This is a genomic window from Blautia sp. Sow4_E7, assembly GCF_052116245.1.
Classification (GTDB): Bacteria; Bacillota; Clostridia; order Lachnospirales; family Lachnospiraceae; genus Blautia_A.
In genome coordinates this window covers 218,277-244,833 of record NZ_JBQKLL010000003.1, presented here as the reverse complement: position 1 = coordinate 244,833, position 26,557 = coordinate 218,277, and the positions used below count along the sequence as shown (strand labels likewise).

Genomic DNA, 26,557 nt, shown 5'->3' with positions numbered 1-26,557 from the left:
CTGTTCGGGAAACTTGCAAATAAAAATGGAGTAAAATACTCGCATGTCTGGCATCCTAGCGCAGGGTGCCAGATTTCAGTTATGGGGTACACCTTAAAACTGTGCGCTTACGTTCGTCATGATAAAGATGGGAAAAAATATCTCTACGATTTTCTCGAAATAAAAAAAGAAACGAGCAGCCCGCTTGAGTCAAAACTGTACGGTGAAACCCCATTTCTTTTATCAAAATAATAAAATAGACATAAACTTTTGTCAAGGAAAAAGTTATAAATCTATTTATTCATCCAATAAATCCCAATATATGATAGTTGAAAATGTCAATATCTGTATCAGAAAGGACAATGTTAGAATCGTCTTTTTATGTAGGAGTGTATATAATAAGCGTGCAGTAGAAATAGTGTACCAATATAGCGAAAATTGTCTAAATACTATTTTTTCTGCTTGAGAGAATTGTATTCTCCGGGATTGCATCCAAAATGTTTGCGAAAAGAATTAGCGAAACGGCTGGCATTGCTGAAACCTACCATGCTTGCAATTTGAGTTATAGAATACTGACCGCTTTGTACAAGAGAAAAGGCTTTGTCTGTTCGGTATTCTTCTAGATAAGTGGTAATGGTTTTACCTGTCATTTTTTTGAATAGGCGGCAGCATACCTCTCTGGACAGATGAATCTGATCAGCGAGCTGCTGAAGGGATATTACAGAATCAAAATGTGTATTCAGATAATTCAACATCTGTTCCAGACGTTCCAGTTCAAGCTGATTAGAAGGTATGTAATGAGTGCAGATTTTTTGATTTTCAGCAAAAATTTCAGTGAAAACCTGGCATAGAAGTCCTTTGATTTTCAATTCGTAACAGTAAGGCTTCTGATCAAAAAGCTGTTCTATCTGATTCAGCTTTTCTAGCATTCGGCAGTGGCTAGGATTGTCGGGAGATAGAACAACACAGGGAATTGCTGAATTTTGGAGAAAAGGCCTAAAGCAATTTCTTTCTACGTCGCTTCCGAAATCACCGTACATAAAATCCGGGCGGACAAGAATAGTACTATATTTGGCTGGCTGGTTATCAGAGGAATGACAGCTGTGAGGAACATTCTGGTTTATTAAAAGTACCTCACCTGGCTTCAGATAGTAGCTTTTTTCATAAATCTGATAGATTGCTTTACCTTTTCTTGGCAGACTGATTTCCAGATCGCTATGCCAGTGAATGGGAACCGTTTTTCCTTCAAAATCCCAGAAATCATCATGGCTTACAGTCATTGGAAAGCTCTCTGTTCCATGTGTACAAAGTTCTCTTTGGGTATCATCTACCAGAAGTGTTCGTTTTGACATATACAATTCTCCAAAAGGTTTATATAAAATGGCGGGGCTGAATGCCTCACTATTAAAGTTATATCTATTATAGCGCCAGACGACATATGGCGCAAGGAGGTTTGCATGTCTCGTTCAAAAGAAATGGATCTGACCACAGGAAATCCTTTTTGGTCTTTGTTGAAATTTGCCATTCCCGTCATTCTGGGAAACCTGTTTCAGCTGTTTTATACTCTGGCAGATTCGGTGATCGTGGGAAAAACGCTTGGGGCGAATTCCCTTGCGGCGGTAGGTTCTACCAGTATTATTATCTATTTTGTATTCTGTTTTATCAATGGATTTACAGGCGGATTTGGTATCTGTCTGGGACAGCGTTGTGGGGCAAAGGATGAGAGGGGAATGCGAAAAAGCATTGCAGTTTCCACCATTTTAAGTATTGCCTTTACGGTGGTCCTCACCCTGGTCTGTTGTCTACTTGCGCACCAGATCCTTAGCTGGATGCAGATCCCGGAGGATATTTCAGGAGAAGCCTATGACTATATGTTTGTGGTGCTTCTTGGCACTGGAGCCACTGTTTTTTACAACATGATCTCCAACATGCTGCGCGCTCTTGGAGACAGTAAAACACCACTGTATTTCCTGGTATTTGCTTCTGTTTTGAATATTTTTCTGGACGTTTTATTTATTGTTCCACTGCATATGGGAGTGGCTGGTGCAGCGTGGGCGACTATCCTTTCCCAGTTCCTTTCTGCGGTGTTGTCACTGGTTGGGGGATTGAAAAATTTCCAGATCCTTCATCTTCACAGAGAGGATTTCCATGACCTGAAAGATGCGGCAATCCTTCATCTGAAAACCGGTTTCCCAATGGGACTCCAGATGTCTGTGATGTGTATCGGACAGCTGGCTATGCAGGCTGTGGTAAACTCTTTGGGAACAGCAGCTGTAGCCGGTTATACTGCTGCATCAAAAGCAGATCAGCTTTCCGTCCTTGTAAATAACGCCATGATGATTGCTATTTCCAACTATGTGGCACAGAATTTCGGAGCAGGAAAGAAGGACAGGATCCGTCAAGGCGTGCGGGCTTCCCTGATCCAGACAGAGGCTTTTAACTTGATCATGTGTGTGGGAATTTTGCTGCTTCGGCACCCGATCGTGCAGATGTTCCTTTCAGACCCAACAAAGGAAATTTATCATTATTCAGACATGTATCTGACTGTTGTAGCACCATTTTATTTCATTCTTGGCTTGCTTGCAGTCTACCGTACCACCATCCAGAGCATGCAAAATGGACGTGCTCCATTTGCAACCTGTATGATCGAACTGGTGATGAGAATCATTGCAACCGTAGGTCTTTCTGGAATTATTGGCTACACCGCCGTCTGCATCGCCAGCCCTCTGGCCTGGTTCGGCGCCTGCTCCCTGCTGATTCCCTGTTATTACAGGATGATGAAAAGCAGCGCAAAGACGGCTTAAATTGTGGCATCTATATTGACTTGAAAAAACAGATATTTCCCGGTATTATTATGGGGAATATCTGTTTTTTATGTAACGGAAAATTGTGAAGAAATGTACAAAATGGAGAAAAATATGTATCTATGGATTCTGGCAACGTTTGCTGCTTACTTTATAAAAGGACTATGTGGATTTGCCAACACCCTTGTGTTTACTTCCATCCTTAGCTTTGGCACCTCAAATGCCAATATATCACCAATAGAATTATTGATCGGATATCCCACAAACTTTATTTTAACCTGGAAAAACAGAAAAGAACTGGATCCTAAAGTTTATTTGCCCCTGGCTGGTTTAGTCCTTGCAGGCAGCATTCCAGGCGCATTATTTTTGAAAAATGTAGATGTTGGCTCTGCAAAAATATTGTTTGGAATCATAGTGATCCTTCTTGGAATAGAGATGCTTTTTCGAAAGAAAAGGCCCTCTGGAAATTCCAAAGGGGATAGTGCCAATCTGGAAAACACATCCAGAATAATGCTGGGAATGGTAGGTCTCCTTGCCGGAGTTCTATGTGGCCTTTTCGGCGTGGGAGCACTCTTGGCGGCCTATATCGACCGTGTCACAGAAGGCGGAAGCAGCTTCAAAGCCAACATCAGCGCTGTCTTTATAGCGGACAATACCTTCCGCATCATCCTCTACAGTGCCCTTCATCTGCTCACATTTAATACTCTAAGAAGCGCTCTGGCCCTCATTCCCATAGCTCTTCTTGGTCTATACGCCGGAATGAAAAGCAGCCAGATCGTAAACGAAACAGCAGTGCGGAAGCTCATGATCGTACTGCTGATTCTATCCGGAATTTTACTGATCGAGCAGAATGTTTAATAAAACGTAGATATCTATCTGGTGAAATGATATAATTAACATACTTGTATAGCACGTTATTATTTTGTGAGGAGCATGAAGGTGTAAGCGTTTGAAAAAAAGTGGGAGTGTGAGCGGATATGAAGCAGGTAATCAGTATTGGAAAACAGGATTTCGCGTCACTTAGAGATGAGAACTATTTTTTTATAGATAAATCCGATTTTATAAAAGAATGGTGGGAAGCGGGAGATGAAATTACTTTAATTACCAGACCAAGACGTTTTGGAAAAACCTTGAATATGAGTATGCTTAACTGCTTTTTTTCAAATAAATATGCCAATCGGGGAGAACTATTTAAGGGCCTATCTGTCTGGAAAGAAGGAAAATATCAAAGGATTCAAGGATGCTTTCCAGTAATTTTCCTAAGCTTTGCAGATGTGAAACAGACCAATTATCAGGATGCAGTCAGCAAGATCAAAAGGATTATTTTTACCACTTTTCAACAGTATAAAGAACTGTATACAACACAGAAATTGTCTGAACAACAGAGAAGACAGCTACTGAATGTGACTCCGGATATGGATGATGTAACAGCACAAAGTGCATTGCAGGAGCTTTCCTGTTATCTGCACCTTTATTATGGAAAGAAGGTTCTGATCCTTCTGGATGAGTACGATACTCCTATGCAGGAAGCATATATTCATGGATATTGGAATGAATTTACTGCATTTATCCGTGGGCTTTTTAATTCCACATTCAAAACAAACAGGCACCTGGAACGTGCGATTATGACAGGTATTACACGGGTCTCAAAGGAATCCATATTCTCAGATTTGAACAATCTGACTGTAATTACGACTACCTCGGAACGATACTCAGATTGCTTCGGATTTACGGAAAAAGAAGTTTTTCAGGCTCTGGAAATGTTTGAAATGGGGAATCAGAAGGAAAATGTAAAGACCTGGTATGACGGTTTTACATTTGGAAAACATAAGGATATTTACAATCCATGGTCGATTACAAATTTCTTAAAGGAAGGTCAGTTGCGGCCTTATTGGGCGTCTACCAGCTCAAATGGTCTTGTAAATAAAATGCTTCAAAGTGCATCGCCGGAAATAAAAACAGAGATGGAAACACTGCTGGAAGGAGGAACAATTACAGTTAATTTTGACGAGCAGATCGTATTTGAACAACTTGAAAAAGATGAAAATGCAATCTGGAGCCTGCTTTTGGCAAGTGGATATCTTAAGGTGAAAAAGGTGGAACATCGGGGACTTACGCTAGATCCATGGTATCATCTTTCTATTACCAATTTGGAAACAATTGGGATGTTTTCCAATATGTTTAAAGGATGGTTTCGTGTAAGTCAGTCGGAATATAATGGGTTTGTCAAGGCGTTGCTGCAAGGCGATGTAGAGGCTATGAATCACTATATGAATGAAGTTGCCCTTTCTACATTTAGCTATTTTGATACTGGAAAAAAATATTCAGATGAGCTGGCACCAGAGCGATTTTACCATGGCTTTGTATTGGGGCTTATGGTGGAACAGCGGGAGAATTATATTATTCGTTCCAACAGGGAAAGCGGCTTTGGACGATATGATATTATGCTGATTCCGCGCCCTAAAAAGACAGGCAGGCTGCCTGCTGTGGTTCTGGAATTCAAGGTCTATAATGAAAAAAAGGAAAAAAATCTGGAGGATACTGTAAAAGCAGCCTTGCAGCAGATTGAGGAGAAAAAATACGATGAGGAGCTTATAGAGCTAGGCTTTGAAAAAGAAGAGATTCATCATTACGGATTTGCATTTAAAGGGAAAGAAGTGCTCATAGGAGAGTAAATGTTCGAGTGATTTGAAATGCTGAAGTTTGAAAATAAACAGGAAGGGAGATTCGCCATGAAAAGAATTAAGCAGATCCAGTTTCATGCTGGGAGCCAGGAAGAGCTGCTGCCGGATTTTCTGGCGGATTTTCCAGGAATGTCTCCATGTGACGCCTATGCAGTACATTCAGAATTACCGGCTGCAGGTGGCATGCCAGATGCTGGCAGAAAGTGACGAGTCAGTCACAGAAATCAGCCATGCCTGCGGGTTAGGAAGCAGCAGCTATTTCGGAAAGGTATTTCGGGAGTACATGAAGTGTACACCGGGGGAATACAGGAAAAGGATTGAGTAATTGCAATGCGTCTGTTGCTCATGTGAAAATATCCACTGAAAGTTCAGCCCTGTTGCTATATGAGAGAATAACAAAATGGCGGAATTTTGCTATATAATGGCAGAAAAAATGTATTCCACAATGACAAAACACACTATAATAATACTCGGGAGGATGAATAACAGGGGACGCAGCTGTGCTGCATTTTCATCCTCCTTACCTCTCAGAACTGAATTTATTCATTAGAATAAGAAATATATAAAAGAATCCAGCAAATCATATCAAAGTGTATGATTCGCTGGATTTTTTTGATGAATTGGGTTATTGAACTGTATTTTTAGCAAGGCTGTGTCGGCAGATATACTGGAACACAATATAAAAGAGAATTCCCTTTGAAACACTGGAAAGTGTCAATGCCCACCAGATTCCATTCAGCCCAAGTGATGTACCAGATAAAATCAACGCCAGCGGAATACGCATAACAGTCAAAGTAATACTGATCACGCTGCAAAGCTGTGTCCGTCCAAGACCGGACAGTGCACCTACCGTCATCATTTCCACACTGAGCAGAATTTCGGAAAATCCGATGATCCGCAGGTAATCGATGGAAAGCCGAACCACCTCTTCTTCATGGAAGAATAGTACGGAAATAGGCCGTGGGAAAAATACAAAGGCAATGGTGATCAGGGCTGTCCAGCATACCAGAAGCCGTAGGGAAATATTGTATCCCTTTTTGATTCGGTCTGTTTTTCCAGCACCGTAATTTTGTCCCATAAACGCATTTAGGGCAGAGCCAAAACCGTCTGCTGTATTCCAGGAAAGGGATTCAATCTGTCCGCCCACACGCTGTACGGCGATTGCCCCGGCACCAAAGCCGGAGACCATTCTGGTCAGTATCATGGAGATGATACAGTAGATGATTCCCTGTAAGGCAGTTGGGATTCCGATACGGAACACACCTTTTACATAAGTGAAATCCGGCTTGGAAAGCAGGTGGATGTTTCGAAGCACATTAGATTCGCCATGGTCACGGATGATACCGGTAACAAGAATCAGCAGAACGATAATCTGTGCGGTGACAGTTGCCACTGCGGCTCCTACAACTTCCAGCCTAGGGAATGGTCCCACACCAAGGACCAGAAGAGGGTCAAGTATCATATTCAGCACCAGCCCAAAGAAGTTTGCCTTCAGCGGTGTTTTGGAATCCCCCTGTGCGGTGAAAAGTCCTGTCAGTACCTGTGAAAGGAAGGAAAATAGGATCAGGCCGCAGGTGATCCGCATGTAAATTCTGGCGCTTTCATAAGTTTCTGCATCTGTCAGTGTAAAGAATTGCAGCAGAGGACCAGTAAAGACTAGGCTGATCACAGTAACCAGAAGCGCAAAAAAGATGGTCAGCTGCAGGGCTACCTGCGCAAATCCTGCAGCAGATTTCCGGTCACCTTTTCCAACGGACTGGGCCATGTTTACCTGTCCGCCCATTCTTGCCAAAGAGGAAAAACCCTGGGACAGCCACACGTACATTCCTCCCACGCCTACACCAGCCACCGCTTTGGAACCAAGCATGCCGATCCATGCCATGTCCGTGATGTTATAAGCAGTAGACAGAAAAGAGGAAGCCATGATTGGCAGTGCCAATTCCGCCAAAGTCCTTAAAATGGGACCGGAGGTAAGATTTATTTGTTTGTTTTTCATGATTTGTCCTTAAAGTTTTCTTATATTTGTTTTGTGGAAAATCTTATCCAAGTGGGAAATAGGAAATATCATCTAAATTTTCCCAGTCGATCCGTTCATTCTTATAGAAGTATTCACGGTCATGTTCTCCGATTTCCCGTAATATCCGGCATGGATTACCTACGGCAACTACATTCTCCGGGATATCTTTTGTTACAACGCTTCCAGCACCGATGACCGAATTGTTTCCAATGGTTACGCCAGGTACGATTACAGTGCCTGCACCAATCCATACATTTTCACAGATGTGGACCGTCTTATTGTACTGCATGGCTTTTTCACGAAGACCAGGTTCGATTGGATGATTGGCAGTAGCAATGGTAACATTAGGTCCAAACATGACCTTGTCATCTACGTAAATGTCACCGTCATCCACCAGGGTAAGGTTGAAATTGGCATACACACTATTTCCGAAGTGTACATTTTTTCCGCCCCAGTTGGCGTGGAAAGGGAGCTCAATATAGCAATTCTCCCCACATTCCGCGAACATTTCCTTCATATACCGCTCTTTCTCCGCAAATTGGGAAGGCTTCAACTGGTTAAATTCCCACAACCGATCCATATACACAAACTGCTCATCCGCAAGCTCCGGAAGATTGGGATTATAGAGCAGTCCCTGCTTCATACGTTCCTTATGATTCATCTGATTTTCCTCCTGAAAATGAATGGTAAAGTGTTACTATTATAGCACAGGTTATGTTGCAAATGTGAAAAAAATATGAAATTATGTTGCATACCTTGACTTTTAAGAGAATGAATGTTATATTACAAATAGAACAAAGAAGCAAAAGCTGTTTCCCGGGGCTGTTCGGGAGATGGACAGCAGCATTCCCCGGAAGAGATTCCGGGGAATTTGTGTAGGTAGGAAACATAATTCAGATAAATATATTTCGCAATATGAGGAGTCAGAGGTGACCAGTATGGGAGCAAAAAGAGATTATTATGAAGTGCTGGGAATCAGTCGCAGCGCGGATAAAGATGCTATAAAGAAAGCCTATCGTAAGATGGCAAAGAAATACCATCCAGATTCCAATGCAGGAAATGCGGATGCAGAAGAGAAATTTAAGGAAGTCACAGAGGCCTATAATGTGCTCAGTGATCCTGAGAAGAAGAAACTATATGACCAGTTTGGTCACGCAGCATTTGAAGAAGGCGCTGGCGGTGCCGGATATGGTGCAGGCGGCTTTGGTGGCGCTGGTTTCGGTGGATTTGGAAACGGTCATAGCGGTGCTTACAGAAGTCCAGATGGCAGTTACCAGGAATTCCACTTTGAAGGCGGTGACATGGACGACATTCTGAAGAATCTGTTTGGCGGCGGATTCGGAGGTGGAAGTACTTCTGGAAAGACTGGTTCTGCACATGGATTTGGCGGAAGCGGTTTTAACAGAGCTGGATTTGACGATAGTTCTTTCGGAGGTTTTGGAAGCAGCTTCGGAAGTGGTTTCCATGATTCCGGCTTTGGTGGAAACAGCTACAGTAATGGCTATGGCAGCCACCAGCAGAAAGGCCAGGACCTGAACGCCGAAATTTCCATCAGCTTCAACGAGGCCGCATTCGGCTGCGACAAGCTGATCAACCTTTCCGGTGCAGACGGCAGCGGTAAACAGACTCTGAAAGTTCACATTCCTGCTGGAATTGACAATGGCAAGAGCATCCGTCTGAGAGGCAAAGGCAATCCGGGCTACGGCGGCGCTCCGGCAGGAGACCTTCTCCTGAAAGTTCACGTAGGCGAGCGCCCTGGTTTTGAACGAAAAGGTAACGACGTTTATACCACCGTAAATGTGCCATTTGTCACAGCTGCCCTTGGCGGCGAAGCCAGAGTCCAGACACTGAACGGTCAGGTAATGTGCCGCATCCCGGAAGGCACCCAGTCCGGCAGCAAGATCCGTCTGAAAGGCAAAGGCATTCAGGCAATGGGTAAAACTGGCGTCTACGGTGATCTGTACGTAACCGTCCAGGTTCAGGTACCACGAAATCTAAGCGAGGAATCCAAGCGGAAACTCCGCGAATTTGACACCAGCACCAGGATGTCCGGTGCGAGAAATTCACGCACAGCATAGAAATAAATTTACTGTTTATGGATTTTAGGAATAGCTTACACGCATAGAAAAAAGTACTGTTTAATGGACTTTGCAAATGCGTATAAGCTATTTTCTTTTATTAGCGACTTTTTAGCATTTTTCTGGTAAAATATAACGCACAGAAAGAAAAGGAGAAAAACGATATTTATGCAGATCAGACTATCCGATCATTTTACTTACAAACGCCTGCTGCGTTTCACCTTACCTTCGGTGGTTACCATGATAATCGCTTCTATTTATAGTGTAGTGGACGGTTTATTCGTGTCCAACCTGGTAGGGGCCATGGCGCTTTCTGCGATCAACATTGCATTTCCGGTGACTATGATTATTGGTGCAGTTGGTTTTATGCTTGGTACCGGCGGCAGTGCACTGGTGGCGAAGACCTTGGGCGAGGGCAAAAAGGAACTGGCGAACCAATATTTTTCCATGCTGATCTACAGCATGATCCTAATTGGCGGGATTTTGACCGCGCTGTCACTTATTTTTGTGCGTCCGATCATGCGGCTTGCTGGAGCCAGTGATCTTCTCATGGAGGACTGTGTCATTTATGGGGCAATCCTTCTGGCTGGCAGTGTCCCATTTATGCTGCAGGTCAGCTTTCAGAATTTCTTTGTGGTAAATGAAAAGCCAACCCTGGGATTGGTACTTTCCATTGCCTCTGGTGTGACAAATATGGCACTGGATTACGTGTTTATTGCAGTATTGAAAATGGGTGTTGCAGGAGCAGCTCTGGCAACGGTTATGGGATATGTTGTTGGCGGCGGGATCCCACTTATTTATTTTGCAAAAAAGAGAGAACATGGTCTTCAGCTTGTGAAAACAAAATTTTATGGAAAACAGCTTCTTCAGGCTGCTTCCAATGGTTCTTCCGAGCTGATGAGTAATATTTCTGCATCCTTGATCGGTATTTTATATAACATTCAGCTGATGAAAGTAATCGGCGAAATGGGCGTAGCGGCTTATTCTGTTATGATGTATGTAGACTTTGTATTTCTGGCGGCGTTTCTTGGATTTTCTTCTGGAAGTGCCCCTGTTGTAAGCTACCAGTATGGCGCTGGAAATCATGCAGAGCTGAAAAGTGTGTTCCGCAAAAGCGTGATGATCATTGGAATTACGTCCATTGTGATGGTGACTGTTTCAGAGGCCGTAAGTCATCCGCTGTCTGCTATTTTCGTAGGGTATGACAAAGAACTGCTGGACATGACGGTTCATGGATTCCGGATTTTTGCAGTGGGATATCTGCTGAGCGGAATTAATATTTATGCCTCTTCTTTTTTCACCGCGCTGTGCAATGGACCGCTTTCCGCCTTTTTATCTTTCACAAGAACACTGCTTTTCCGGGGCGGAATGGTTATTCTGCTTCCCATGCTCCTGGGGTTTGATGGAATCTGGGGAGCCATTGTAGTGGCAGAGGGATTGGGACTGATCTGCTCTGTGACCTGTCTGGTAAAGAACCGGAAGAAATATCATTATTAAAAAAGCTGTGGTTATAAAAAACACCTTATAGTGCTCCTGAAAATATTTCATTCCCTATGCCCCTGATTCATTCCCTGTATCCTAAAAAGGATTATTTTTATGTTATAGTTGGGATAACGAAAACACAGGCGAAAAGGAGGCATTATATGAAGAGAAAACTTGCACTTGTATTAGTCAGTTCTTTGCTGGCGGTATCATTTATTCCGGCGAGCGTATTTGCAGAGGAAACAGAGGTTTCAGATGCTTTGACAGCAGATAAGAAACCAGCAACTACTATAACGAGGCAGATCAATGAAAATGTTTATCAGGTACTGGACTTTGACGATAAGCAGGAAGAGGAATTTGCGTCCAGAGGATTTATTACCGCTCCGGAATCCTTGGTGATCGAGGACGCTAATGGCAACGTTTGTTGGGATATGGATAATTATGCATTTGTGAAGGATACTGAGGCTCCGGATACAGCGAATCCCAGTCTTTGGCGGAATACACAGCTGAATGCGAAATACGGGCTTTTTCAGGTATCGGATGATATCTATCAGGTAAGAGGCTATGATATTTCCAATATGACATTTGTGCGTACTGATAATGGATGGATCATTCTGGACTGTCTTGCAACAACCCAGACAGCGAAAGCAGCACTTGAATTATTTAAGTCTGAGATGGGAGATGTCCATATTGTTGCAGTGATCATCAGCCATGCGCATGTAGATCATTATGGCGGCATTGAAGGAATCCTTACTGCGGAGGAGCTGGCAGATCCTTCCCTTTCCCTGGAAGAACAGATCGCATCTGGAAAAACTGCAATTATTGTACCAGACGGATTTGAAAATGCAGTTATGTCAGAGAATGTGTTTGTGGGAACTGCAATGAAGCGCCGTTCTCTGTATCAATATGCAACAGCCATGAAGGCCGGAGAGCAGGGGCGTCTTTCTGTAGGCATCGGCCTTGCTGTATCCCAGAACGGAGTGGGCTATCTTCCTCCTACTTTTAATGTTACAGAAGAGATTTATGAAACTACAATTGATGGTGTAAAAGCTGTTTTCCAGCTTACCCCGGATACAGAATCTCCTGCTGAGATGAATACATATTTCCCAGACAAAAAAGCACTCTGGATGGCAGAAAACTGTACAGGGACCATGCACAATCTTTATACCTTAAGAGGCGCCCAGGTACGCGATGCAAATAGCTGGGCACGTTATATTACAGAAGCACAGAACCTTTTTGGAAAGGATGCGGAAATTGTTTTCCAGTCTCATAACTGGCCGCACTGGGGCAACGATGTGATCCAGGAATACCTGACAAATACAGCAGCAGTATACAAATTTATGCACGACCAGACACTGCTGTATATTAACCAGGGTTATACATCCACTGAAATTGCAAACATGATCGAGCTTCCAGAAGCATTGAATAAAGTATGGTATACCCGCCAGTATTATGGAACCCTGAAACATAATGTAAAGGCTGTTTATCAGAAATATATGGGCTGGTATGATGCAAATCCGGTACATCTGGACGAGCTGGAACCCACTGAATATGCGAAAAAGCTGGTAGAGTATCTTGGAGATACAGATAAGGTTCTGGAACTGGCAAAAGCGGATTATGAAAAAGGAGATTATCAGTGGGTTGCTCAGATTACAAATACATTAGTATATGCAGACCCAGAGAATCAGCAGGCGAGATATCTTTGCGCAGATGCGTTGGAGCAGCTTGGCTACCAGTCTGAATCAGGTGCGTGGAGAAACGCATATCTGGTAGCTGCCTTCGAGCTTCGGAATGGTACGGACATGTATCCTGCAAGTACAACCACCGGAGTTGGCAGCACAGCCCAGAAGATGGATACCCAGACAACACTTGATTATATGGGAATTATGCTTGACAGCACGAAACTGGCAGACAAGTCCTTTTCTATCAATCTCCAGGTTACAGACGACCAGAATTACCTTCTGAAAGTACATCATGGAGTACTTCTGTATTATCCGGGTGAACAGGATGATGCCGCAGAGCTGACAATCAAAACAAAGAAGACAGGTATTCTTGCAATTGCAGCATGCAATGAGGATGGAATAAGCAAATTGGTTGAATCTGTAGAAGGGGATCAGGAACTTTACAGGCAGTTCTGTGAGAGCATGACTCCTTTAAGTTTATATTTCAATATTATCGAGCCATAATACTACAGGGCTGTCATACACTGGCAGCCCTTTTTTAACAATATGGGGGTGAACGATGAAAACGGTTATATTATATGGAGATCAGAAGAATCTTGGATTGTTTCAACAGGAATTGGAAGAATATTCCATATTGTACCTTTCCGATCAGGATGAACTGATCCACACTCTGATGAAGAAATGTCCTGCCGCTGTTTTGGTAATTATGGAAAAGGCAGCAGGAATGGAGGGGGTAATTGCAATACGAAAAATATATCCGGATATCCCGGTTGTATGGTTCTCAAATGATGAAGGTTTTGCAGCGCAGGCCTTTCGGCTGAATGTAGACTACTTTGCACTTATGCCTGTGAGTAAAGAAAAAATTAATACCGCACTGAAAAAATGTAGATTCACAGTATAGATAATTCGTTGAAAAATATAGAAGTCCGGCTATAATAAAGATAAGAATAGAAAGCGAGAAGAAAAGAAATGGAAAATAGTATCAAAATTGCAGTTTGCGATGATGTGAAAACAGACAGGGAAAAGATCATATCACTGCTTTCTTCTTATCTGGATCAGAATAATCTTTATGCAGAAATTGATGAATTTGAATCAGGAGAAGCATTTCTGCAATCTGATATTGTATGTTATAGACTTGCATTTATGGATATTTTTATGGGGAATCTGAACGGAATGGAGACTGCCAAAAAGATTATCCAGATGAATGATAAAATTCAGATTGTTTTTGCAAGCACCAGTATTGACTTTGCAGCAGAAGCATTTAATATTGATGCACTTCATTATATGGTAAAACCAATTGAGAAAGCACAGATCTATCATATCCTGGATAAATTTTTTGAAAATTATTATTTAATAAGAACGGTAGAAGTAAAAGTTGGAAGATTAAAAGAAAGTATATATCTATCTGACATTTTATACATAGAAGCGAAAGGAAAGAAAACCCTGATCCATTTGAAATCTGATATTCTGGAAGCATCACAGTCATTAGCGGAAATGGCTCAGATATTACCAGAAGGTGATTTTTGTATGCCAATAAGGTGGGCCCTGGTTTCTATGAGAGAGATCGTGTCTATATCTTCAGAAAAATTAAAGCTGACTGACCAGACGGAACTTCCGGTCAGTCATGGAAAAAGAGACGAAGTAAAAAAGGCATTTGCGGATTTTCGATGGGCAGATATGCGAAAAAGGATGAGAGGAAGATAAAGAATGAAAATAATTTTGGGCTTGTGCTGTGTACTGATGCATCTTCCAACTTTGCTTCTTAGATATGTACCATTTAAAGAAAAAGTATCAAAAAAAGAAAAGAAATCCCTGATGTTCTGGTATGGGGCTGGTATGATCCTGGATTTTGTTTTGTGCCTTTGGATCATAGAAAATGGCAGGATGACAATTACATTTTATAAATTTAATATATTATTCTATTGTGTGATTATGGGCATTGTCAATATTCTGGTAATAAAAGGTTATATAAAAGTGCATCTGTTTTGTTTTGGACTTACCGCATTAATCGTCTGGATCACTTTTGCTGTTGCAGTTTTTATAACAGATAAAATAGGTTATAATATGCTGGAGTACGGAATGATTATGGAAACTGTCATTGGTTTTGCTTTATTTTCAATCGGTTATTACTGGTACCGCAGCTTAATGCGCCGGACAATCACCCCATTTCTGAATATAGAGTGCAGAGATTACTGGAACAACATCTGGTTTATTCCTATGGCTATGTTTTTCAGCGGCCTTTTTTCCCATGGATTGGAAGAATATACAGCTACAGTGAATCAGCTGGTCTGCAGGCTTCTGGTTGGTGTGGCTACCATAATTCTTTGTCACAGAGTTGCACAGGATTATGGAAATATGCAGGAAAAAAATCAGATGAATAAGCAGATTGAAATGCAGAAAGGGTATTATAAATCACTTACCGAATCAGTGGAAATGGAGCGCGAGGTACGGCATAACTTTAAGCACCAGCTGACGGCCTTGAAGGGATTCATGGATACAGGAAACCGCGAGGAATTGCAGAAATACTGCGAAATATTACAAAATGCACTTTTAAATGTGGGGGAGGTTCCGTATACGGGAAACGCTGCCGCAGACAGTGTTTTATATCATTATGCCTGCGTAGCAAAGGAAAAGAAAATATCTTTCAAAGTGTGTGGGAAACTGGATAACTTGTCCATATCCGATACGGATCTGTGCTGCCTTTTGGGAAATGCACTTGATAATGCGGTTACAGCGTGTGATACATGTGACAAAGAGCGGTATATCACGATCCTGTCGGAAAGAGAACAGAATATACTGCTGCTTACAATAGATAATTCTTTTGACGGAATTGTTTTAAAAAAAGAGAATAAGATTTTATCCCGGAAAAGGGAAAACGAAGAAGGGATCGGTATTCGGTCTATGAGACAGATCTGTGAAAAATATGATGGAATAAGTAGGTTTGAAGCTGATGGAAAGAAGTTTGAGGCGAGTTTTATGCTGCATATATAAGAGAAAATTTATAGTTAAGGAAAGTAAAAGGGGCTCTTTATTAAAGGATATATTCGAAGCATGCAATGACCTGTTCCTAAAGATTACAGTAATGCTGCGATTATTGTGAACATGGATGCCTGCGAGAATAAGCTTGGCATATCAAAGAAAATCTATTATAGTTTTATAACATGAATGTCACCAGCGAACCATAAAGAAAAAGTACCATGTTTCTTGAAAAAGTGATATTGATTTTCCATTATGATCTGTGGCATGATACAAGCATGTATGTTAAACTGTGACAAGTGTAACAATACGTGTTAATGAATGTAAATAAATTCAATGTCCTATTTAATGGACTTTGAATCTGCTGTTTCCAGTGAACAGCAACAGTTTGAAACTGCTGCAAATAGTAATGTCTGCTATTTGGAGTTCAGAACAGGGAGGAAAACATGGGAAATCAAAGAGAATGTGGTGTGCTGCTTCCAATCAGCAGTCTGCCGTCAAAATATGGAATTGGCTGCTTTTCAAAAAGCGCTTATGAGTTTGTAGATCAGTTAAAGGCAGCAGGACAGGGCTGCTGGCAGATCCTGCCTCTTGGACCAACCAGCTACGGCGATTCACCGTACCAGTCTTTTTCCACTTTTGCGGGAAATCCTTATTTTATCAGTTTGGAAGATCTGATTGAAGAGGGTGTGCTTACAGAAAAAGAGTGTGATGCTGTAGATTTTGGCTCCAGAGAAGATGACGTTGATTATGAAAAAATTTACAAAGGACGTTATAAACTTCTTCGCAAAGCCTATGAAAGAAGTGATATTTCCAAAAATCCGGATTTTGTGAGATTCCAGCAGGAGCAGGCGCACTGGCTTGGAGATTATGCACTTTTTATGGCTGTTAAGGATCGCTTCGGCGGAATTCCGTGGACAGAATGGGCGGAGGACATTCGTCTTCGCTGGAACAATGCCCTGGATTATTACAGAAGGGAACTGTATTTTGAAATTGAATTTCAGGAGTACATGCAGTTTAAATTCTATGAGCAGTGGGCGAAACTGAAAGCATATGCAAACAGAAGGGGAATCCGTATTATTGGGGATATCCCGATCTATGTTGCCATGGACAGCGCTGATACCTGGGCAAATCCAGGGCTTTTCAAACTGGATGAGAACAACGAGCCTACACAGGTGGCTGGATGCCCACCAGATGGATTTTCCGCTACCGGTCAGCTTTGGGGAAATCCGCTGTACAGATGGGATGTTCATAAGAGTACAGGATTTGAGTGGTGGATCAAACGTCTGGCTCATTGCTTTAATATGTATGATGTTGTCCGCATTGACCATTTCCGTGGATTTGATGAATATTATGCAATTCCGTATGGAGATAAAGACGCGAAGCGTGGATGGTGGGAAAAAGGACCGGGAATGGATCTTTTCCGCACAGTGGCACAGAGACTGGGACATAAGGACATTATTGCAGAGGACCTTGGTTTCATGACGGACTCTGTGAAGCGTCTTGTGGAGGAGAGCGGTTACCCTAATATGAAGGTTATTGAGTTTGCCTTTGATGAGCGTGATACTGGAAATGCCAGTGATTATCTGCCGCATAACTATACCAGCAATTGTGTGGTTTATACAGGAACCCACGATAATGAGACGCTGCTTGGCTGGTATGCGGATATTACTCCTGAGGAGCGTCACATGGTCCGTGAATATCTGTGGAATTTTCATGATGATGAGAAAGGCATCTGTCGAAATATGATCCGTCTTGTTATGGGAAGTGTGGCTGGAAGATGTATCATTCCTATTCAGGATTATCTTCAGCTTGATAATTCAGCCCGTATCAATCAGCCGTCCACTTTGGGAACCAACTGGAAATGGCGTCTGAAAGAGGGACAGTTTAGCAAGGAATTGCAGAAAGAAATGCTGATCCTGGCGACCAGATTCGGAAGAAGAAACTGGACACCAGATCCAGTAGAAGAGAAATAGTTGCATAAAAAGTGAGAATAGAGTAAGATTGAGGGCAAATAGTTTTGCCCTCAATTTTGCTATATGGAGAGCGAAAATAGTTCATATTTTATAAAAAAGATATGAGGAGGAAACCAAGTTGGAAATTGAGAGAAAGTTTCTTGTTAAGAAAGAGAATCTTCCAGAGAATCTGGAGCAGTATCCAAGTAAGGTAATTGAGCAGGGATATCTGTGCACAGAGCCGGTAGTGCGGATCCGCAAGTCAAACGACAATTATTATCTGACTTATAAGTCAAAGGGACTGCTAGCAAGAGAGGAATATAATCTGCCGCTGACAAAGGAAGCCTATGAGCACTTAAAGCCAAAAGCAGATGGAATCGTGATCTCCAAGGTTCGCTATGTGATCCCCGAAAAAGACGGCTTATCCATTGAATTGGACGTGTTCAAAGCCCCCTATGAAGGTCTTCTCCTGGCAGAAGTAGAATTCCCTACCGAAGAAGCCGCCCACGCCTACCAGCCGCCAAAGTGGTTCGGGGAGGATGTGACGTATTCTACGGAGTACCATAACAGTACGTTAAGTAAGGGGAAAAATAGATAAGATTTTTATTTTATAATGAGCCTTAACTAAACAACGGTCTACATGAGAGGAGCAGAAGATATGAAAATTGGATTTATCGGATGTGGAAATATGGGTTCTGCAATGATCGGTGGAATCCTGAAAAAAGGTGTATTTAAGAAAAATGAGATTATTGTTTCAAATCTTACAGAAGAGGGAAGTCGAAGAAGCAAGGAAAAACTTGGGGTTGTCACCACTCTGGATAATTGTGAGGTTGTGAAAAATGCAAATATTGTTATATTAGCTGTGAAACCTCAGTTTTACGAAGAAGTAATTAATGAGGTAAAAGATTACCTGACACCAGAGCATATGATCGTAGGTATTGCCCCTGGCAAAACACTTGCATGGCTGGAAGAAAAGTGCGGTCAGCCGCTGAAAGTAGTACGCCTTATGCCAAACACTCCGGCTCAGGTAGGCGAGGGTATGACTGGTGCATGCGTCAACGAACGTGTTACTAAGGAAGATCTGGATCAGATCCTTACCATCACAAACAGTTTCGGACGTACAGAGGTAGTACCGGAAAGAATGATGGATGCAGTTGGTGCAGTCAGCGGATGCTCTCCGGCTTATGTGTTTATGTTTATTGAAGCAATGGCAGACGCAGCAGTAGCCCAGGGAATGCAAAGAAAGCAGGCGTATCAGTTTGCAGCACAGTCTGTGCTTGGAAGTGCCAAGATGGTTCTGGAAACAGGCATGCATCCAGGTGAACTGAAGGATATGGTATGCTCTCCGGCTGGAACAACTATCGAAGGCGTCCGCATTCTGGAACAAAATGGCTTCCGTAGTGCAGTGTTTGAAGCACTGCAGGGCGCTGCTGATAAGGGTAAGAAAATGTAAATATTGTTATTAAAAATTAACTAGGAGGTTCTTAATATGAGCAAAAAAGTATATATCTTCCTCGCCGATGGTTTCGAAGACATCGAAGGCTTAACCGTAGTTGACCTTATGCGAAGAGCAGGGATCACCATCACAACGGTTTCTATTAAAAACACCAAACAGATCACCACATCCCACGGAATCACCATGCTGACCGATACCACCTTCCATGAGACTGATTTCTCTGACGCAGATATGCTGGTGCTTCCAGGCGGACAGCCAGGAACTACCCATCTTGGCGCATTCGAGCCGCTGACCGGTCTGGTTAAAAACTTCTATAATAATGGAGGCAAGATCGCTGCCATCTGTGCGGCTCCGACTGTCTTTGCAGAAATTGGACTTTTACATGGAAAGAAAGCAACTGCATACCCGGCTTGCATGGAGGGGCTTGGGGACGCAGTAAAATCCGAAGAGAACGTTGTAATTGACGGAAATATCACCACCAGCAGGGGACTTGGAACAGCAGTAGACTTTGCCCTTTCCCTGATCGCCCAGCTTCTTGGACAGGAAAAAGCAGACCAGATTGCAGAATCCGTAGTTTATAAGTAGGAAATATTATAAAAATCCCTGATTTTTTAAGGAATAACAGGGAAAACCATAAAAAAACACTGGCGTTTTTAATTTGGTTGTGCTATACTTCTACAATGACTGTAATAATAGGGGGAAACCCTGCGCATTTATAACCGCAGAAGGATCGCAGTGACAGGAACCTGTTTCGGACTTTCCGGTTATCATCTGCGGTATCATTATTAAGAAATGGACAATGTCAATGCATTGGACCTGACATTTTACCTGAGAATATTAAGGAGGAACACGAAAATGAGTTTACAGGTGGAGAAATTAGAGAAAAACATGGCGAAACTTACCATCGAAGTTTCCGCTGAAGATTTAGACAAGGCAATGGAGAAAGCTTATCAGAAACAGAAAAGCAGAATCAGCCTTCCAGGATTCCGTAAAGGAAAAGCTCCTAGAAAAATGATCGAGAGCATGTATGGCAAGGGCGTATTCATGGAAGACGCTGTTAACTCTCTCGTACCACAGGAGTACACAAAAGCACTTGGCGAGTGCGATCTTGAGATCGTTTCCCAGCCAGAGATCAACGTTACACAGATGGAGCCAGGAAAAGCTCTTATCTTCACAGCAGATGTAGCTGTGAAACCAGAGGTTACTCTTGGAGATTACAAGGGAGTAGAGGTTCCGAAGTCTGAGATCGTTGTAACAGACGAGGAAGTTGACGCTGAAGTTAAGAAAGAGCAGGAGAAGAACGCAAGAACAGTTGCAGTTGAGGATCGTGCAGCAGCAAACGGCGATATCACAACAATCGACTTCGAGGGATTTGTTGACGGTGTTGCATTTGACGGCGGTAAAGGATCTGACTACGCACTGACACTTGGTTCCGGTACATTTATCCCAGGATTCGAGGATCAGCTTGTTGGAGCAAACGCTGGTGACCACGTAGAAGTTAAGGTTACTTTCCCAGAGGAATATCAGGCAAAAGAGCTTGCTGGCAAAGAAGCTGTATTCCAGTGTGACGTTAAGAAGATCGAGACCAAAGAGGTTCCGGAGCTTGACGACGAGTTCGCTAAAGACGTATCTGAGTTTGATACTCTTGCTGAGTACAAAGAAGACGTTAAGAAGAACCTGACAGAGAAGAAAGAAAAAGAAGCAAGAACTGCAAAAGAAAATGCAGCAGTAGATAAAGCAATCGAGAATGCACAGATGGATATTCCGGAGCTTATGACTAAGACAGAGTGCCGTCAGATGATGGATGACTTCTCCAGAAGAATGCAGCAGCAGGGATTATCCATGGAGCAGTACTTCCAGTTCACAGGCCAGAGCATGGACAAGATGATGGAAGACATGAAACCACAGGCACTTAAGAGAATCCAGACAAGACTGGTTCTTGAGAAAGTTGCTGAGGTTGAGAACATCCAGCCATCCGAAGAAGAGATCACAGAAGAGATCCAGAAGATGGCAGACGCTTACAAGATGGAAGCTGACAAGATCAGAGAAGCTATCGGTGAGAGCGGACTTGAGCAGATGAAGAAAGATATGGCTGTTCAGAAAGCTGTTACTGTTATCGCTGATGCAGCTGTTGAAGTTGAGAAAGCAGCAGACGCTGAGTAATCTGTAAGCAGATAACTATATATCCCAAAGATGGGATAAAATTATTTCGTTATTTAAGCGTTCCTTATGGCGGCGTATGCTGCACGCCAGGGAGCGCTTGGCTAATAAGAAAAGAGGGAATATATGAGTTTAGTGCCTTATGTCATTGAGCAGACAAGCAGAGGGGAGAGAAGTTACGACATCTATTCAAGGCTTCTGAAGGACAGAATCATTTTCCTGGGAGAAGAAGTAAACGATGTAAGTGCCAGCCTGGTAGTTGCAGAGCTGCTTTTTCTGGAAGCAGAAGATCCTGGAAAGGATATCCAGCTTTATATCAACAGCCCGGGTGGTTCCGTGACAGCTGGTATGGCAATTTATGATACCATGCAGTATATCAAGTGCGACGTTTCCACTATTTGTCTGGGAATGGCTGCCAGCATGGGAGCGTTCCTTCTTGCTGGTGGTACAAAGGGTAAGAGATTTGCACTGCCGAATTCTACGATCATGATCCATCAGCCATCTGGCGGAGCCCAGGGACAGGCTACAGAGATCCAGATCGTGGCAGATCACATTGCCAAGACAAAGAGAACATTAAATGAAATTCTGGCTGCAAACACTGGACAGCCTCTGGAGGTTGTAGAGAAGGATACAGACCGTGACAATTACATGTCCGCTGAAGAAGCTTTAGCTTATGGTCTGATCGATGGTGTTGTAACCCACAAGTAAAACGTGACAGAACACCGAAAACGTGTTTTGCCCGCCTAAACTGAAAACAAAAGAAATCCCCCTGGAGCTTTTAGAGGCTCTAACAGCCGGAGTTTTCTTTTGCATGCTACTGTAAGAAAAGACTCCTGAATTAACAGGAGTCTTATCTTGTAAAATGGGATAATTTTGCAAAATAGGTATATTTTACAGAATAATTCCAAATTTTAAGAAATAAAGAAATCTTTTTTCAGAATAGCTCTGAAGAAAAAGGCTTTATTTGAAAGAAAGGAAAAGTTAAAGATTCATGGCTGAGAAGATAAGAGAAGGAAAAGTAAGATGTTCCTTTTGCCAGAAAACCGAGGATCAGGTCCGCAAATTGATCGCTGGACCAGATGGAGCCTACATCTGTGATGAGTGTGTAGGAATCTGCTCGGAGATCATGGAAGAAGAGTTTGGAGGATACGACCAGGAAGATATTCTTGGATCTGAGATCAATCTGATGAAACCAGAGGAAATCCATGCAATTCTGGACGACTATGTAATCGGACAGGATGAGGCCAAGAAAGCACTTTCCGTCGCTGTATACAATCATTATAAACGTGTTACTGCTTCCAAGAATCTGGATGTAGAGCTTCAGAAGAGCAACATCCTTATGCTTGGACCAACTGGTTCCGGTAAGACACTTCTTGCCCAGACACTGGCAAGACTTCTGAATGTGCCTTTTGCCATTGCTGATGCAACCACACTGACAGAAGCCGGATATGTAGGTGAGGATGTGGAGAACATTCTTCTGAAGATCATCCAGGCAGCGGACTATGATATTGACAGAGCACAGTACGGAATTATTTATATAGATGAGATCGACAAGATCACACGTAAATCCGAGAATGTTTCCATCACCCGTGATGTATCCGGTGAGGGTGTACAGCAGGCACTTCTGAAAATACTGGAAGGTACTGTTGCAAGTGTTCCGCCGCAGGGTGGAAGAAAGCATCCACATCAGGAATTTATCCAGATTGACACTACAAACATACTGTTTATCTGCGGTGGTGCTTTTGATGGCCTAGAGAAGATCATCGAAGGCAGACAGGACACCAAGGCAATCGGTTTTGGTGCTGAGGTTACTTCCAAAGAGGAGCAGAACGTTGGCGATCTGTTTAAACAGGTAATGCCAGAGGATCTGATCCGTTACGGCCTGATCCCGGAGTTTGTAGGACGTGTGCCTGTAGTAGTAACTCTGGACGGACTTGATGAGAACGCACTTCTTCGTATCCTTCAGGAGCCGAAGAACGCACTGACCAAGCAGTACCACAAGCTGTTTGAGCTTGATGGGGTAGAGCTTGACTTCGAGGATGAGGCACTTCGTGTTATGGCGAGAAAGTCCATGGAGCGTAAAACCGGTGCCAGAGGACTTCGTGCGATCATGGAGAGCACCCTTATGGATCTGATGTACAAGACTCCATCCGATGACACCATTCGTAAATGCATTATTACAAAAGAAGCTGTAGAAGGAACCGGTGAACCGGAAATTGTTCACGGGGAAGCTCCTGCGCAGCCGGTAAGTCCGGCGAACACAGGCAGAAGAAGCCAGCATGCGCGCAAGAAGGGCACTCCTGAAACAGCCTGATGAAAGGGATTTGACCACAGATGAGTGAGCCGATCAATGTACTTCCTGCCCTTGCCCTTCGGGGAACCACCATTCTCCCGGGAATGATCATCCATTTTGATGTAAGCCGGGAGCGTTCCAAGAAGGCAATCGAAGCGGCCATGCTTCAGGATCAGAAGATCTTTCTGGTAACACAGAAGGATCCACAGATTGAAGATCCTGGCTTTGTGCAGCTTTTTCAGGTGGGAACAATTGCATATATCAAGCAGGTTGTGAAGCTTCCTGACAACCTGCTCCGTGTTCTTGTGGAAGGAAAGAGAAGAGCAGAACTTCTTGGACTGGAACAGGAGACACCATATTTAAGAGCAGAGACTGTTCTGGTTAACGAGGAAGAAGAGGAACTGCCTCAGGCAATGCTGGAGGCCATGTACAGAAGTATCAAGGAGCTTTTCCATACTTATTGCGCCAAGGGCGGTAAGATTGGGAAGGAACTGGCAGACCAGATCATGAATATCGAGAAAGCACCTGAGCTGATCGACCAGATCGCCATCAATCTGCCCCTTTCCTGGCAGAGTAAGCAGAAGCTTCTGGAAGCTGCCAGGCTGACTGACCGGTATGAGCTTCTGGGTGCGATCCTCAGCAACGAGATCAATGTGCTGGACATCAGTCACGATCTTCAGCAGAAGCTGAAGAAACGTGTGGACAAGAACCAGCGTGAATATATTCTGAGAGAGCAGCTGAAGCTGATCCGTGAGGAGCTTGGCGAGGACAATACAGCTGACGAGGCTGAAGAATTCCGAAGAAAAGCCAAGGAGCTTACCGCTTCCCAGGAAGTGAAAGACCGTATTTTCAAGGAAATTGGCCGGTTTAAGATTACCAATACCAATGCAGCTGAGAGCAGCATTTTGCGCGGCTATATTGAGACACTTCTTTCCCTTCCATGGGATAAGTGCTCGGAGGATTCCGAGGATCTGAAGGCTGCATGGAAGATCCTGGAAGAAGGCCATTATGGCCTGAAGGATGTAAAAGAGCGGATCATGGAATTCCTGTCTGTACGTAAGCTGACGCATAAGGGAAAATCCCCGATCCTTTGTCTGGTAGGACCTCCAGGAACAGGAAAAACCTCCATTGCCAAATCCGTTGCAGAAGCAACTGGCAAGCGCTATGTGCGTATCTGCCTTGGCGGTGTGAGAGATGAGGCTGAGATCCGCGGCCACAGAAAGACTTATGTAGGTGCTATGCCGGGAAGGATCACCGTTGCCCTTCAGCAGGCAAAGGTGGCCAACCCGCTGATGCTTCTGGACGAGATTGACAAGACCAGCAGCGACTATAAGGGAGATACTGCCTCCGCGCTTCTGGAAGTGCTGGATCCGGAGCAGAACAGCCATTTCAATGACCACTATGTAGAGCTTCCCCAGGATCTTTCGGAGGTATTATTTATTGCAACAGCCAATGATATCCAGGGGATTCCGAGACCGCTTCTTGACCGAATGGAGGTCATTGAGATCAGTGGTTATACAGAGAATGAGAAGGAGCACATTGCCAAGGAACATCTGATTCCTAAGCAGATGGAAGCCAATGGAATTGAGAAAGGCAGACTTTCCATCCAGAGCGGCGCCCTTCGCAAGATCATCAACAATTATACCAAGGAAGCCGGTGTCCGTAATCTGGAGCGTCTCATCGGTCAGATCTGCCGTAAGACAGCACGTCTGATCATGGAAGACGGCAAAGAGAAGGTAACAGTCACAGGAAAGAACCTTGAGAGCTTCCTGGGACAGGAGAAATACAATTACCTGATGGCAAATAAAAAGGACGAGGTTGGGATTGCAAGAGGCCTTGCCTGGACACAGGTGGGCGGTGATACCCTTCAGATCGAAGTAAATATTATGCCGGGTAAAGGGGAATTTGTACTTACCGGACAGCTTGGGGATGTGATGAAGGAGTCTGCCACAGCAGGCATCAGCTACATCCGTTCTGTAGCGGCTAAATATGGAATCGACCAGGAATTTTTCCAGGAAAATGACATTCATGTACATATTCCGGAAGGGGCAGTGCCAAAGGACGGCCCATCAGCCGGAATTACCATGGCAACCGCAATGCTTTCTGCCATTATTGATAAACCGGTAAGAGCAGACCTGGCCATGACTGGTGAGATCACCTTAAGAGGCCGTGTGCTTCCGATCGGTGGACTGAAGGAGAAGCTTCTTGCAGCCAAGTACGCCAAGATCAAAGAAGTACTGGTGCCAAAGTCCAATAAACCGGACATAAAAGAACTGGATGAAGAAATCACAGACGGACTGAAGATCACGTTTGTGGAGAATATGAACGAAGTGCTGGAACGGGCACTTGCCTGAAATGAGAGGTAGGAAAAATGGTAATTAAAAATGTTTCACTGGATATCGTTTGCGGTATTACCAGCAAACTGCCGGACACAGGAAGACCTGAAATTGCTTTTGCAGGGAAATCCAATGTGGGAAAATCCTCCCTCATTAATGGTCTTTTGAACCGTAAGGCGCTGGCGAGAACAAGCTCCCAGCCTGGTAAGACACAGACCATCAATTTTTACAATGTAAATGATTTTATGTACCTTGTGGATCTTCCGGGATACGGTTATGCCAAGGTTCCGGAGACCGAGAAGGCGAAGTGGGGAAAGATGATTGAGCGTTATCTCCACACTTCACAGGATTTAAAAGCAGTATTTCTGTTAATTGATATCCGTCATGATCCATCTGCAAATGATAAGCTGATGTATGACTGGATCGTGAACAACGGATACAATCCGATCATTATTGCAACCAAACTGGACAAGCTGAAAAGAAGCCAGGTACAGAAGAATATTAAGGCAATCAAGGATGGACTGAAGCTGCGCCCGGGAAGTAGGATCATTCCTTTCTCTGCTGAGACCAAGCAGGGAAGAGAGGAAATCTGGGCGTTAATGGACGAGTTGACTGGATGCGCTCCGGCAGCTACGGACGAGCCGAAGGCCTGACA

Annotated in this window: 23 protein-coding genes and 1 pseudogene; 21 read left to right on the top strand and 3 right to left on the bottom strand. The window is 43.5% G+C overall.

Annotated elements, in window-relative coordinates; genetic code table 11:
• A pseudogene (locus ACTQ50_RS03860) lies at nucleotides 1–231 on the top strand (hypothetical protein); the annotation flags it as partial.
• Nucleotides 232–428: 197 nt separating this feature from the next.
• On the opposite strand, the gene ACTQ50_RS03855 reads toward ACTQ50_RS03860, so the two are convergent.
• Nucleotides 429–1,331, bottom strand: coding sequence for an AraC family transcriptional regulator (locus tag ACTQ50_RS03855; protein ID WP_441483037.1), 903 nt, complete (start codon nucleotides 1,329–1,331; stop codon nucleotides 429–431).
• A gap of 105 nt (nucleotides 1,332–1,436) precedes the next feature.
• Here ACTQ50_RS03855 and ACTQ50_RS03850 point away from each other — a divergent pair, with 105 nt between their 5' ends.
• The 5 genes from ACTQ50_RS03850 to ACTQ50_RS03830 all read left to right on the top strand — a co-directional run bounded on the left by ACTQ50_RS03850 (nucleotide 1,437) and on the right by ACTQ50_RS03830 (nucleotide 5,792).
• Nucleotides 1,437–2,783 (top strand): MATE family efflux transporter, encoded by a 1,347-nt coding sequence (locus ACTQ50_RS03850; RefSeq protein WP_441483036.1) that lies wholly within the window; start codon nucleotides 1,437–1,439, stop codon nucleotides 2,781–2,783.
• Between the two features lie 114 nt (nucleotides 2,784–2,897).
• Complete coding sequence (locus tag ACTQ50_RS03845; protein WP_441483035.1) at nucleotides 2,898–3,641, top strand: sulfite exporter TauE/SafE family protein; 744 nt, start codon at nucleotides 2,898–2,900, stop codon at nucleotides 3,639–3,641.
• Between the two features lie 119 nt (nucleotides 3,642–3,760).
• Nucleotides 3,761–5,458, top strand: a complete 1,698-nt coding sequence (locus tag ACTQ50_RS03840) for an AAA family ATPase (RefSeq protein ID WP_441483034.1) — start codon at nucleotides 3,761–3,763, stop codon at nucleotides 5,456–5,458.
• A gap of 57 nt (nucleotides 5,459–5,515) precedes the next feature.
• Nucleotides 5,516–5,674, top strand: a complete 159-nt coding sequence (locus ACTQ50_RS03835; RefSeq protein ID WP_441483044.1) for a hypothetical protein — start codon at nucleotides 5,516–5,518, stop codon at nucleotides 5,672–5,674.
• On the top strand, nucleotides 5,616–5,792 hold the full coding sequence (locus ACTQ50_RS03830; protein WP_441483043.1) for a helix-turn-helix domain-containing protein: 177 nt from the start codon (nucleotides 5,616–5,618) through the stop codon (nucleotides 5,790–5,792). Before ACTQ50_RS03835 ends, ACTQ50_RS03830 begins: the two co-directional genes overlap by 59 nt.
• Before the next feature lie 300 nt (nucleotides 5,793–6,092).
• Here ACTQ50_RS03830 and ACTQ50_RS03825 read toward each other — a convergent pair whose 3' ends face one another.
• Both ACTQ50_RS03825 and ACTQ50_RS03820 read right to left on the bottom strand, forming a co-directional pair.
• Nucleotides 6,093–7,463: an MATE family efflux transporter gene (locus tag ACTQ50_RS03825; RefSeq protein WP_441483033.1), complete on the bottom strand. Its 1,371-nt coding sequence runs from the start codon at nucleotides 7,461–7,463 to the stop codon at nucleotides 6,093–6,095.
• Between the two features lie 43 nt (nucleotides 7,464–7,506).
• Nucleotides 7,507–8,145: a sugar O-acetyltransferase gene (locus tag ACTQ50_RS03820; protein WP_441483032.1), complete on the bottom strand. Its 639-nt coding sequence runs from the start codon at nucleotides 8,143–8,145 to the stop codon at nucleotides 7,507–7,509.
• Nucleotides 8,146–8,422: 277 nt separating this feature from the next.
• Here ACTQ50_RS03820 and ACTQ50_RS03815 point away from each other — a divergent pair, with 277 nt between their 5' ends.
• The 15 genes from ACTQ50_RS03815 (at nucleotide 8,423) to yihA (ending at nucleotide 26,555) form a co-directional block, all read left to right on the top strand.
• Nucleotides 8,423–9,562, top strand: coding sequence for a DnaJ C-terminal domain-containing protein (locus ACTQ50_RS03815; RefSeq protein ID WP_441483031.1), 1,140 nt, complete (start codon nucleotides 8,423–8,425; stop codon nucleotides 9,560–9,562).
• A gap of 168 nt (nucleotides 9,563–9,730) precedes the next feature.
• Nucleotides 9,731–11,059, top strand: coding sequence for an MATE family efflux transporter (locus ACTQ50_RS03810; protein WP_441483030.1), 1,329 nt, complete (start codon nucleotides 9,731–9,733; stop codon nucleotides 11,057–11,059).
• A 146-nt stretch (nucleotides 11,060–11,205) separates the two neighbouring features.
• Nucleotides 11,206–13,230: an alkyl/aryl-sulfatase gene (locus ACTQ50_RS03805; RefSeq protein WP_441483029.1), complete on the top strand. Its 2,025-nt coding sequence runs from the start codon at nucleotides 11,206–11,208 to the stop codon at nucleotides 13,228–13,230.
• A gap of 55 nt (nucleotides 13,231–13,285) precedes the next feature.
• Entirely contained in the window at nucleotides 13,286–13,627 is a 342-nt protein-coding gene (locus ACTQ50_RS03800) for a hypothetical protein (protein WP_441483028.1), read from the top strand.
• Nucleotides 13,628–13,695: 68 nt separating this feature from the next.
• On the top strand, nucleotides 13,696–14,430 hold the full coding sequence (locus ACTQ50_RS03795) for a LytR/AlgR family response regulator transcription factor (protein WP_441483027.1): 735 nt from the start codon (nucleotides 13,696–13,698) through the stop codon (nucleotides 14,428–14,430).
• Between the two features lie 3 nt (nucleotides 14,431–14,433).
• Complete coding sequence (locus ACTQ50_RS03790) at nucleotides 14,434–15,717, top strand: sensor histidine kinase (RefSeq protein WP_441483026.1); 1,284 nt, start codon at nucleotides 14,434–14,436, stop codon at nucleotides 15,715–15,717.
• 431 nt (nucleotides 15,718–16,148) lie between these two features.
• Entirely contained in the window at nucleotides 16,149–17,678 is a 1,530-nt protein-coding gene (gene malQ / locus ACTQ50_RS03785) for a 4-alpha-glucanotransferase (RefSeq protein WP_441483025.1), read from the top strand.
• A 118-nt stretch (nucleotides 17,679–17,796) separates the two neighbouring features.
• Nucleotides 17,797–18,255, top strand: coding sequence for a CYTH domain-containing protein (locus ACTQ50_RS03780; RefSeq protein ID WP_441483024.1), 459 nt, complete (start codon nucleotides 17,797–17,799; stop codon nucleotides 18,253–18,255).
• A 60-nt stretch (nucleotides 18,256–18,315) separates the two neighbouring features.
• Nucleotides 18,316–19,110, top strand: coding sequence for a pyrroline-5-carboxylate reductase (gene proC, locus ACTQ50_RS03775; protein ID WP_441483023.1), 795 nt, complete (start codon nucleotides 18,316–18,318; stop codon nucleotides 19,108–19,110).
• Between the two features lie 36 nt (nucleotides 19,111–19,146).
• On the top strand, nucleotides 19,147–19,698 hold the full coding sequence (locus tag ACTQ50_RS03770; RefSeq protein ID WP_441483022.1) for a DJ-1 family glyoxalase III: 552 nt from the start codon (nucleotides 19,147–19,149) through the stop codon (nucleotides 19,696–19,698).
• A gap of 270 nt (nucleotides 19,699–19,968) precedes the next feature.
• Nucleotides 19,969–21,276, top strand: coding sequence for a trigger factor (tig, locus tag ACTQ50_RS03765; RefSeq protein ID WP_441483021.1), 1,308 nt, complete (start codon nucleotides 19,969–19,971; stop codon nucleotides 21,274–21,276).
• Nucleotides 21,277–21,399: 123 nt separating this feature from the next.
• Nucleotides 21,400–21,981 (top strand): ATP-dependent Clp endopeptidase proteolytic subunit ClpP, encoded by a 582-nt coding sequence (gene clpP, locus ACTQ50_RS03760; RefSeq protein WP_118582708.1) that lies wholly within the window; start codon nucleotides 21,400–21,402, stop codon nucleotides 21,979–21,981.
• A 283-nt stretch (nucleotides 21,982–22,264) separates the two neighbouring features.
• A complete protein-coding gene (clpX, locus tag ACTQ50_RS03755; RefSeq protein ID WP_441483020.1) occupies nucleotides 22,265–23,587 on the top strand; it encodes an ATP-dependent Clp protease ATP-binding subunit ClpX in 1,323 nt (440 codons plus the stop codon).
• A gap of 20 nt (nucleotides 23,588–23,607) precedes the next feature.
• Nucleotides 23,608–25,920, top strand: coding sequence for an endopeptidase La (lon, locus tag ACTQ50_RS03750; RefSeq protein WP_441483019.1), 2,313 nt, complete (start codon nucleotides 23,608–23,610; stop codon nucleotides 25,918–25,920).
• A 17-nt stretch (nucleotides 25,921–25,937) separates the two neighbouring features.
• Nucleotides 25,938–26,555 carry a ribosome biogenesis GTP-binding protein YihA/YsxC gene (gene yihA / locus ACTQ50_RS03745; RefSeq protein ID WP_441483018.1) on the top strand — a complete coding sequence of 206 codons (618 nt, stop codon included), beginning with the start codon at nucleotides 25,938–25,940 and terminating at the stop codon, nucleotides 26,553–26,555.
• Nucleotides 26,556–26,557: the final 2 nt, after the last annotated feature.

What these genes read in the sequence shown, in the direction of transcription:
- ACTQ50_RS03855 (WP_441483037.1), bottom strand. Translation starts at nt 1,331, where the DNA reads ATGTCAAAACGAACACTTCTGGTAGATGATACCCAAAGAGAACTTTGT.
- ACTQ50_RS03850 (WP_441483036.1), top strand. Translation starts at nt 1,437, where the DNA reads ATGTCTCGTTCAAAAGAAATGGATCTGACCACAGGAAATCCTTTTTGG.
- ACTQ50_RS03845 (WP_441483035.1), top strand. Translation starts at nt 2,898, where the DNA reads ATGTATCTATGGATTCTGGCAACGTTTGCTGCTTACTTTATAAAAGGA.
- ACTQ50_RS03840 (WP_441483034.1), top strand. Translation starts at nt 3,761, where the DNA reads ATGAAGCAGGTAATCAGTATTGGAAAACAGGATTTCGCGTCACTTAGA.
- ACTQ50_RS03835 (WP_441483044.1), top strand. Translation starts at nt 5,516, where the DNA reads ATGAAAAGAATTAAGCAGATCCAGTTTCATGCTGGGAGCCAGGAAGAG.
- ACTQ50_RS03830 (WP_441483043.1), top strand. Translation starts at nt 5,616, where the DNA reads ATGCAGTACATTCAGAATTACCGGCTGCAGGTGGCATGCCAGATGCTG.
- ACTQ50_RS03825 (WP_441483033.1), bottom strand. Translation starts at nt 7,463, where the DNA reads ATGAAAAACAAACAAATAAATCTTACCTCCGGTCCCATTTTAAGGACT.
- ACTQ50_RS03820 (WP_441483032.1), bottom strand. Translation starts at nt 8,145, where the DNA reads ATGAATCATAAGGAACGTATGAAGCAGGGACTGCTCTATAATCCCAAT.
- ACTQ50_RS03815 (WP_441483031.1), top strand. Translation starts at nt 8,423, where the DNA reads ATGGGAGCAAAAAGAGATTATTATGAAGTGCTGGGAATCAGTCGCAGC.
- ACTQ50_RS03810 (WP_441483030.1), top strand. Translation starts at nt 9,731, where the DNA reads ATGCAGATCAGACTATCCGATCATTTTACTTACAAACGCCTGCTGCGT.
- ACTQ50_RS03805 (WP_441483029.1), top strand. Translation starts at nt 11,206, where the DNA reads ATGAAGAGAAAACTTGCACTTGTATTAGTCAGTTCTTTGCTGGCGGTA.
- ACTQ50_RS03800 (WP_441483028.1), top strand. Translation starts at nt 13,286, where the DNA reads ATGAAAACGGTTATATTATATGGAGATCAGAAGAATCTTGGATTGTTT.
- ACTQ50_RS03795 (WP_441483027.1), top strand. Translation starts at nt 13,696, where the DNA reads ATGGAAAATAGTATCAAAATTGCAGTTTGCGATGATGTGAAAACAGAC.
- ACTQ50_RS03790 (WP_441483026.1), top strand. Translation starts at nt 14,434, where the DNA reads ATGAAAATAATTTTGGGCTTGTGCTGTGTACTGATGCATCTTCCAACT.
- malQ (WP_441483025.1), top strand. Translation starts at nt 16,149, where the DNA reads ATGGGAAATCAAAGAGAATGTGGTGTGCTGCTTCCAATCAGCAGTCTG.
- proC (WP_441483023.1), top strand. Translation starts at nt 18,316, where the DNA reads ATGAAAATTGGATTTATCGGATGTGGAAATATGGGTTCTGCAATGATC.
- ACTQ50_RS03770 (WP_441483022.1), top strand. Translation starts at nt 19,147, where the DNA reads ATGAGCAAAAAAGTATATATCTTCCTCGCCGATGGTTTCGAAGACATC.
- tig (WP_441483021.1), top strand. Translation starts at nt 19,969, where the DNA reads ATGAGTTTACAGGTGGAGAAATTAGAGAAAAACATGGCGAAACTTACC.
- clpP (WP_118582708.1), top strand. Translation starts at nt 21,400, where the DNA reads ATGAGTTTAGTGCCTTATGTCATTGAGCAGACAAGCAGAGGGGAGAGA.
- clpX (WP_441483020.1), top strand. Translation starts at nt 22,265, where the DNA reads ATGGCTGAGAAGATAAGAGAAGGAAAAGTAAGATGTTCCTTTTGCCAG.
- lon (WP_441483019.1), top strand. Translation starts at nt 23,608, where the DNA reads ATGAGTGAGCCGATCAATGTACTTCCTGCCCTTGCCCTTCGGGGAACC.
- yihA (WP_441483018.1), top strand. Translation starts at nt 25,938, where the DNA reads ATGGTAATTAAAAATGTTTCACTGGATATCGTTTGCGGTATTACCAGC.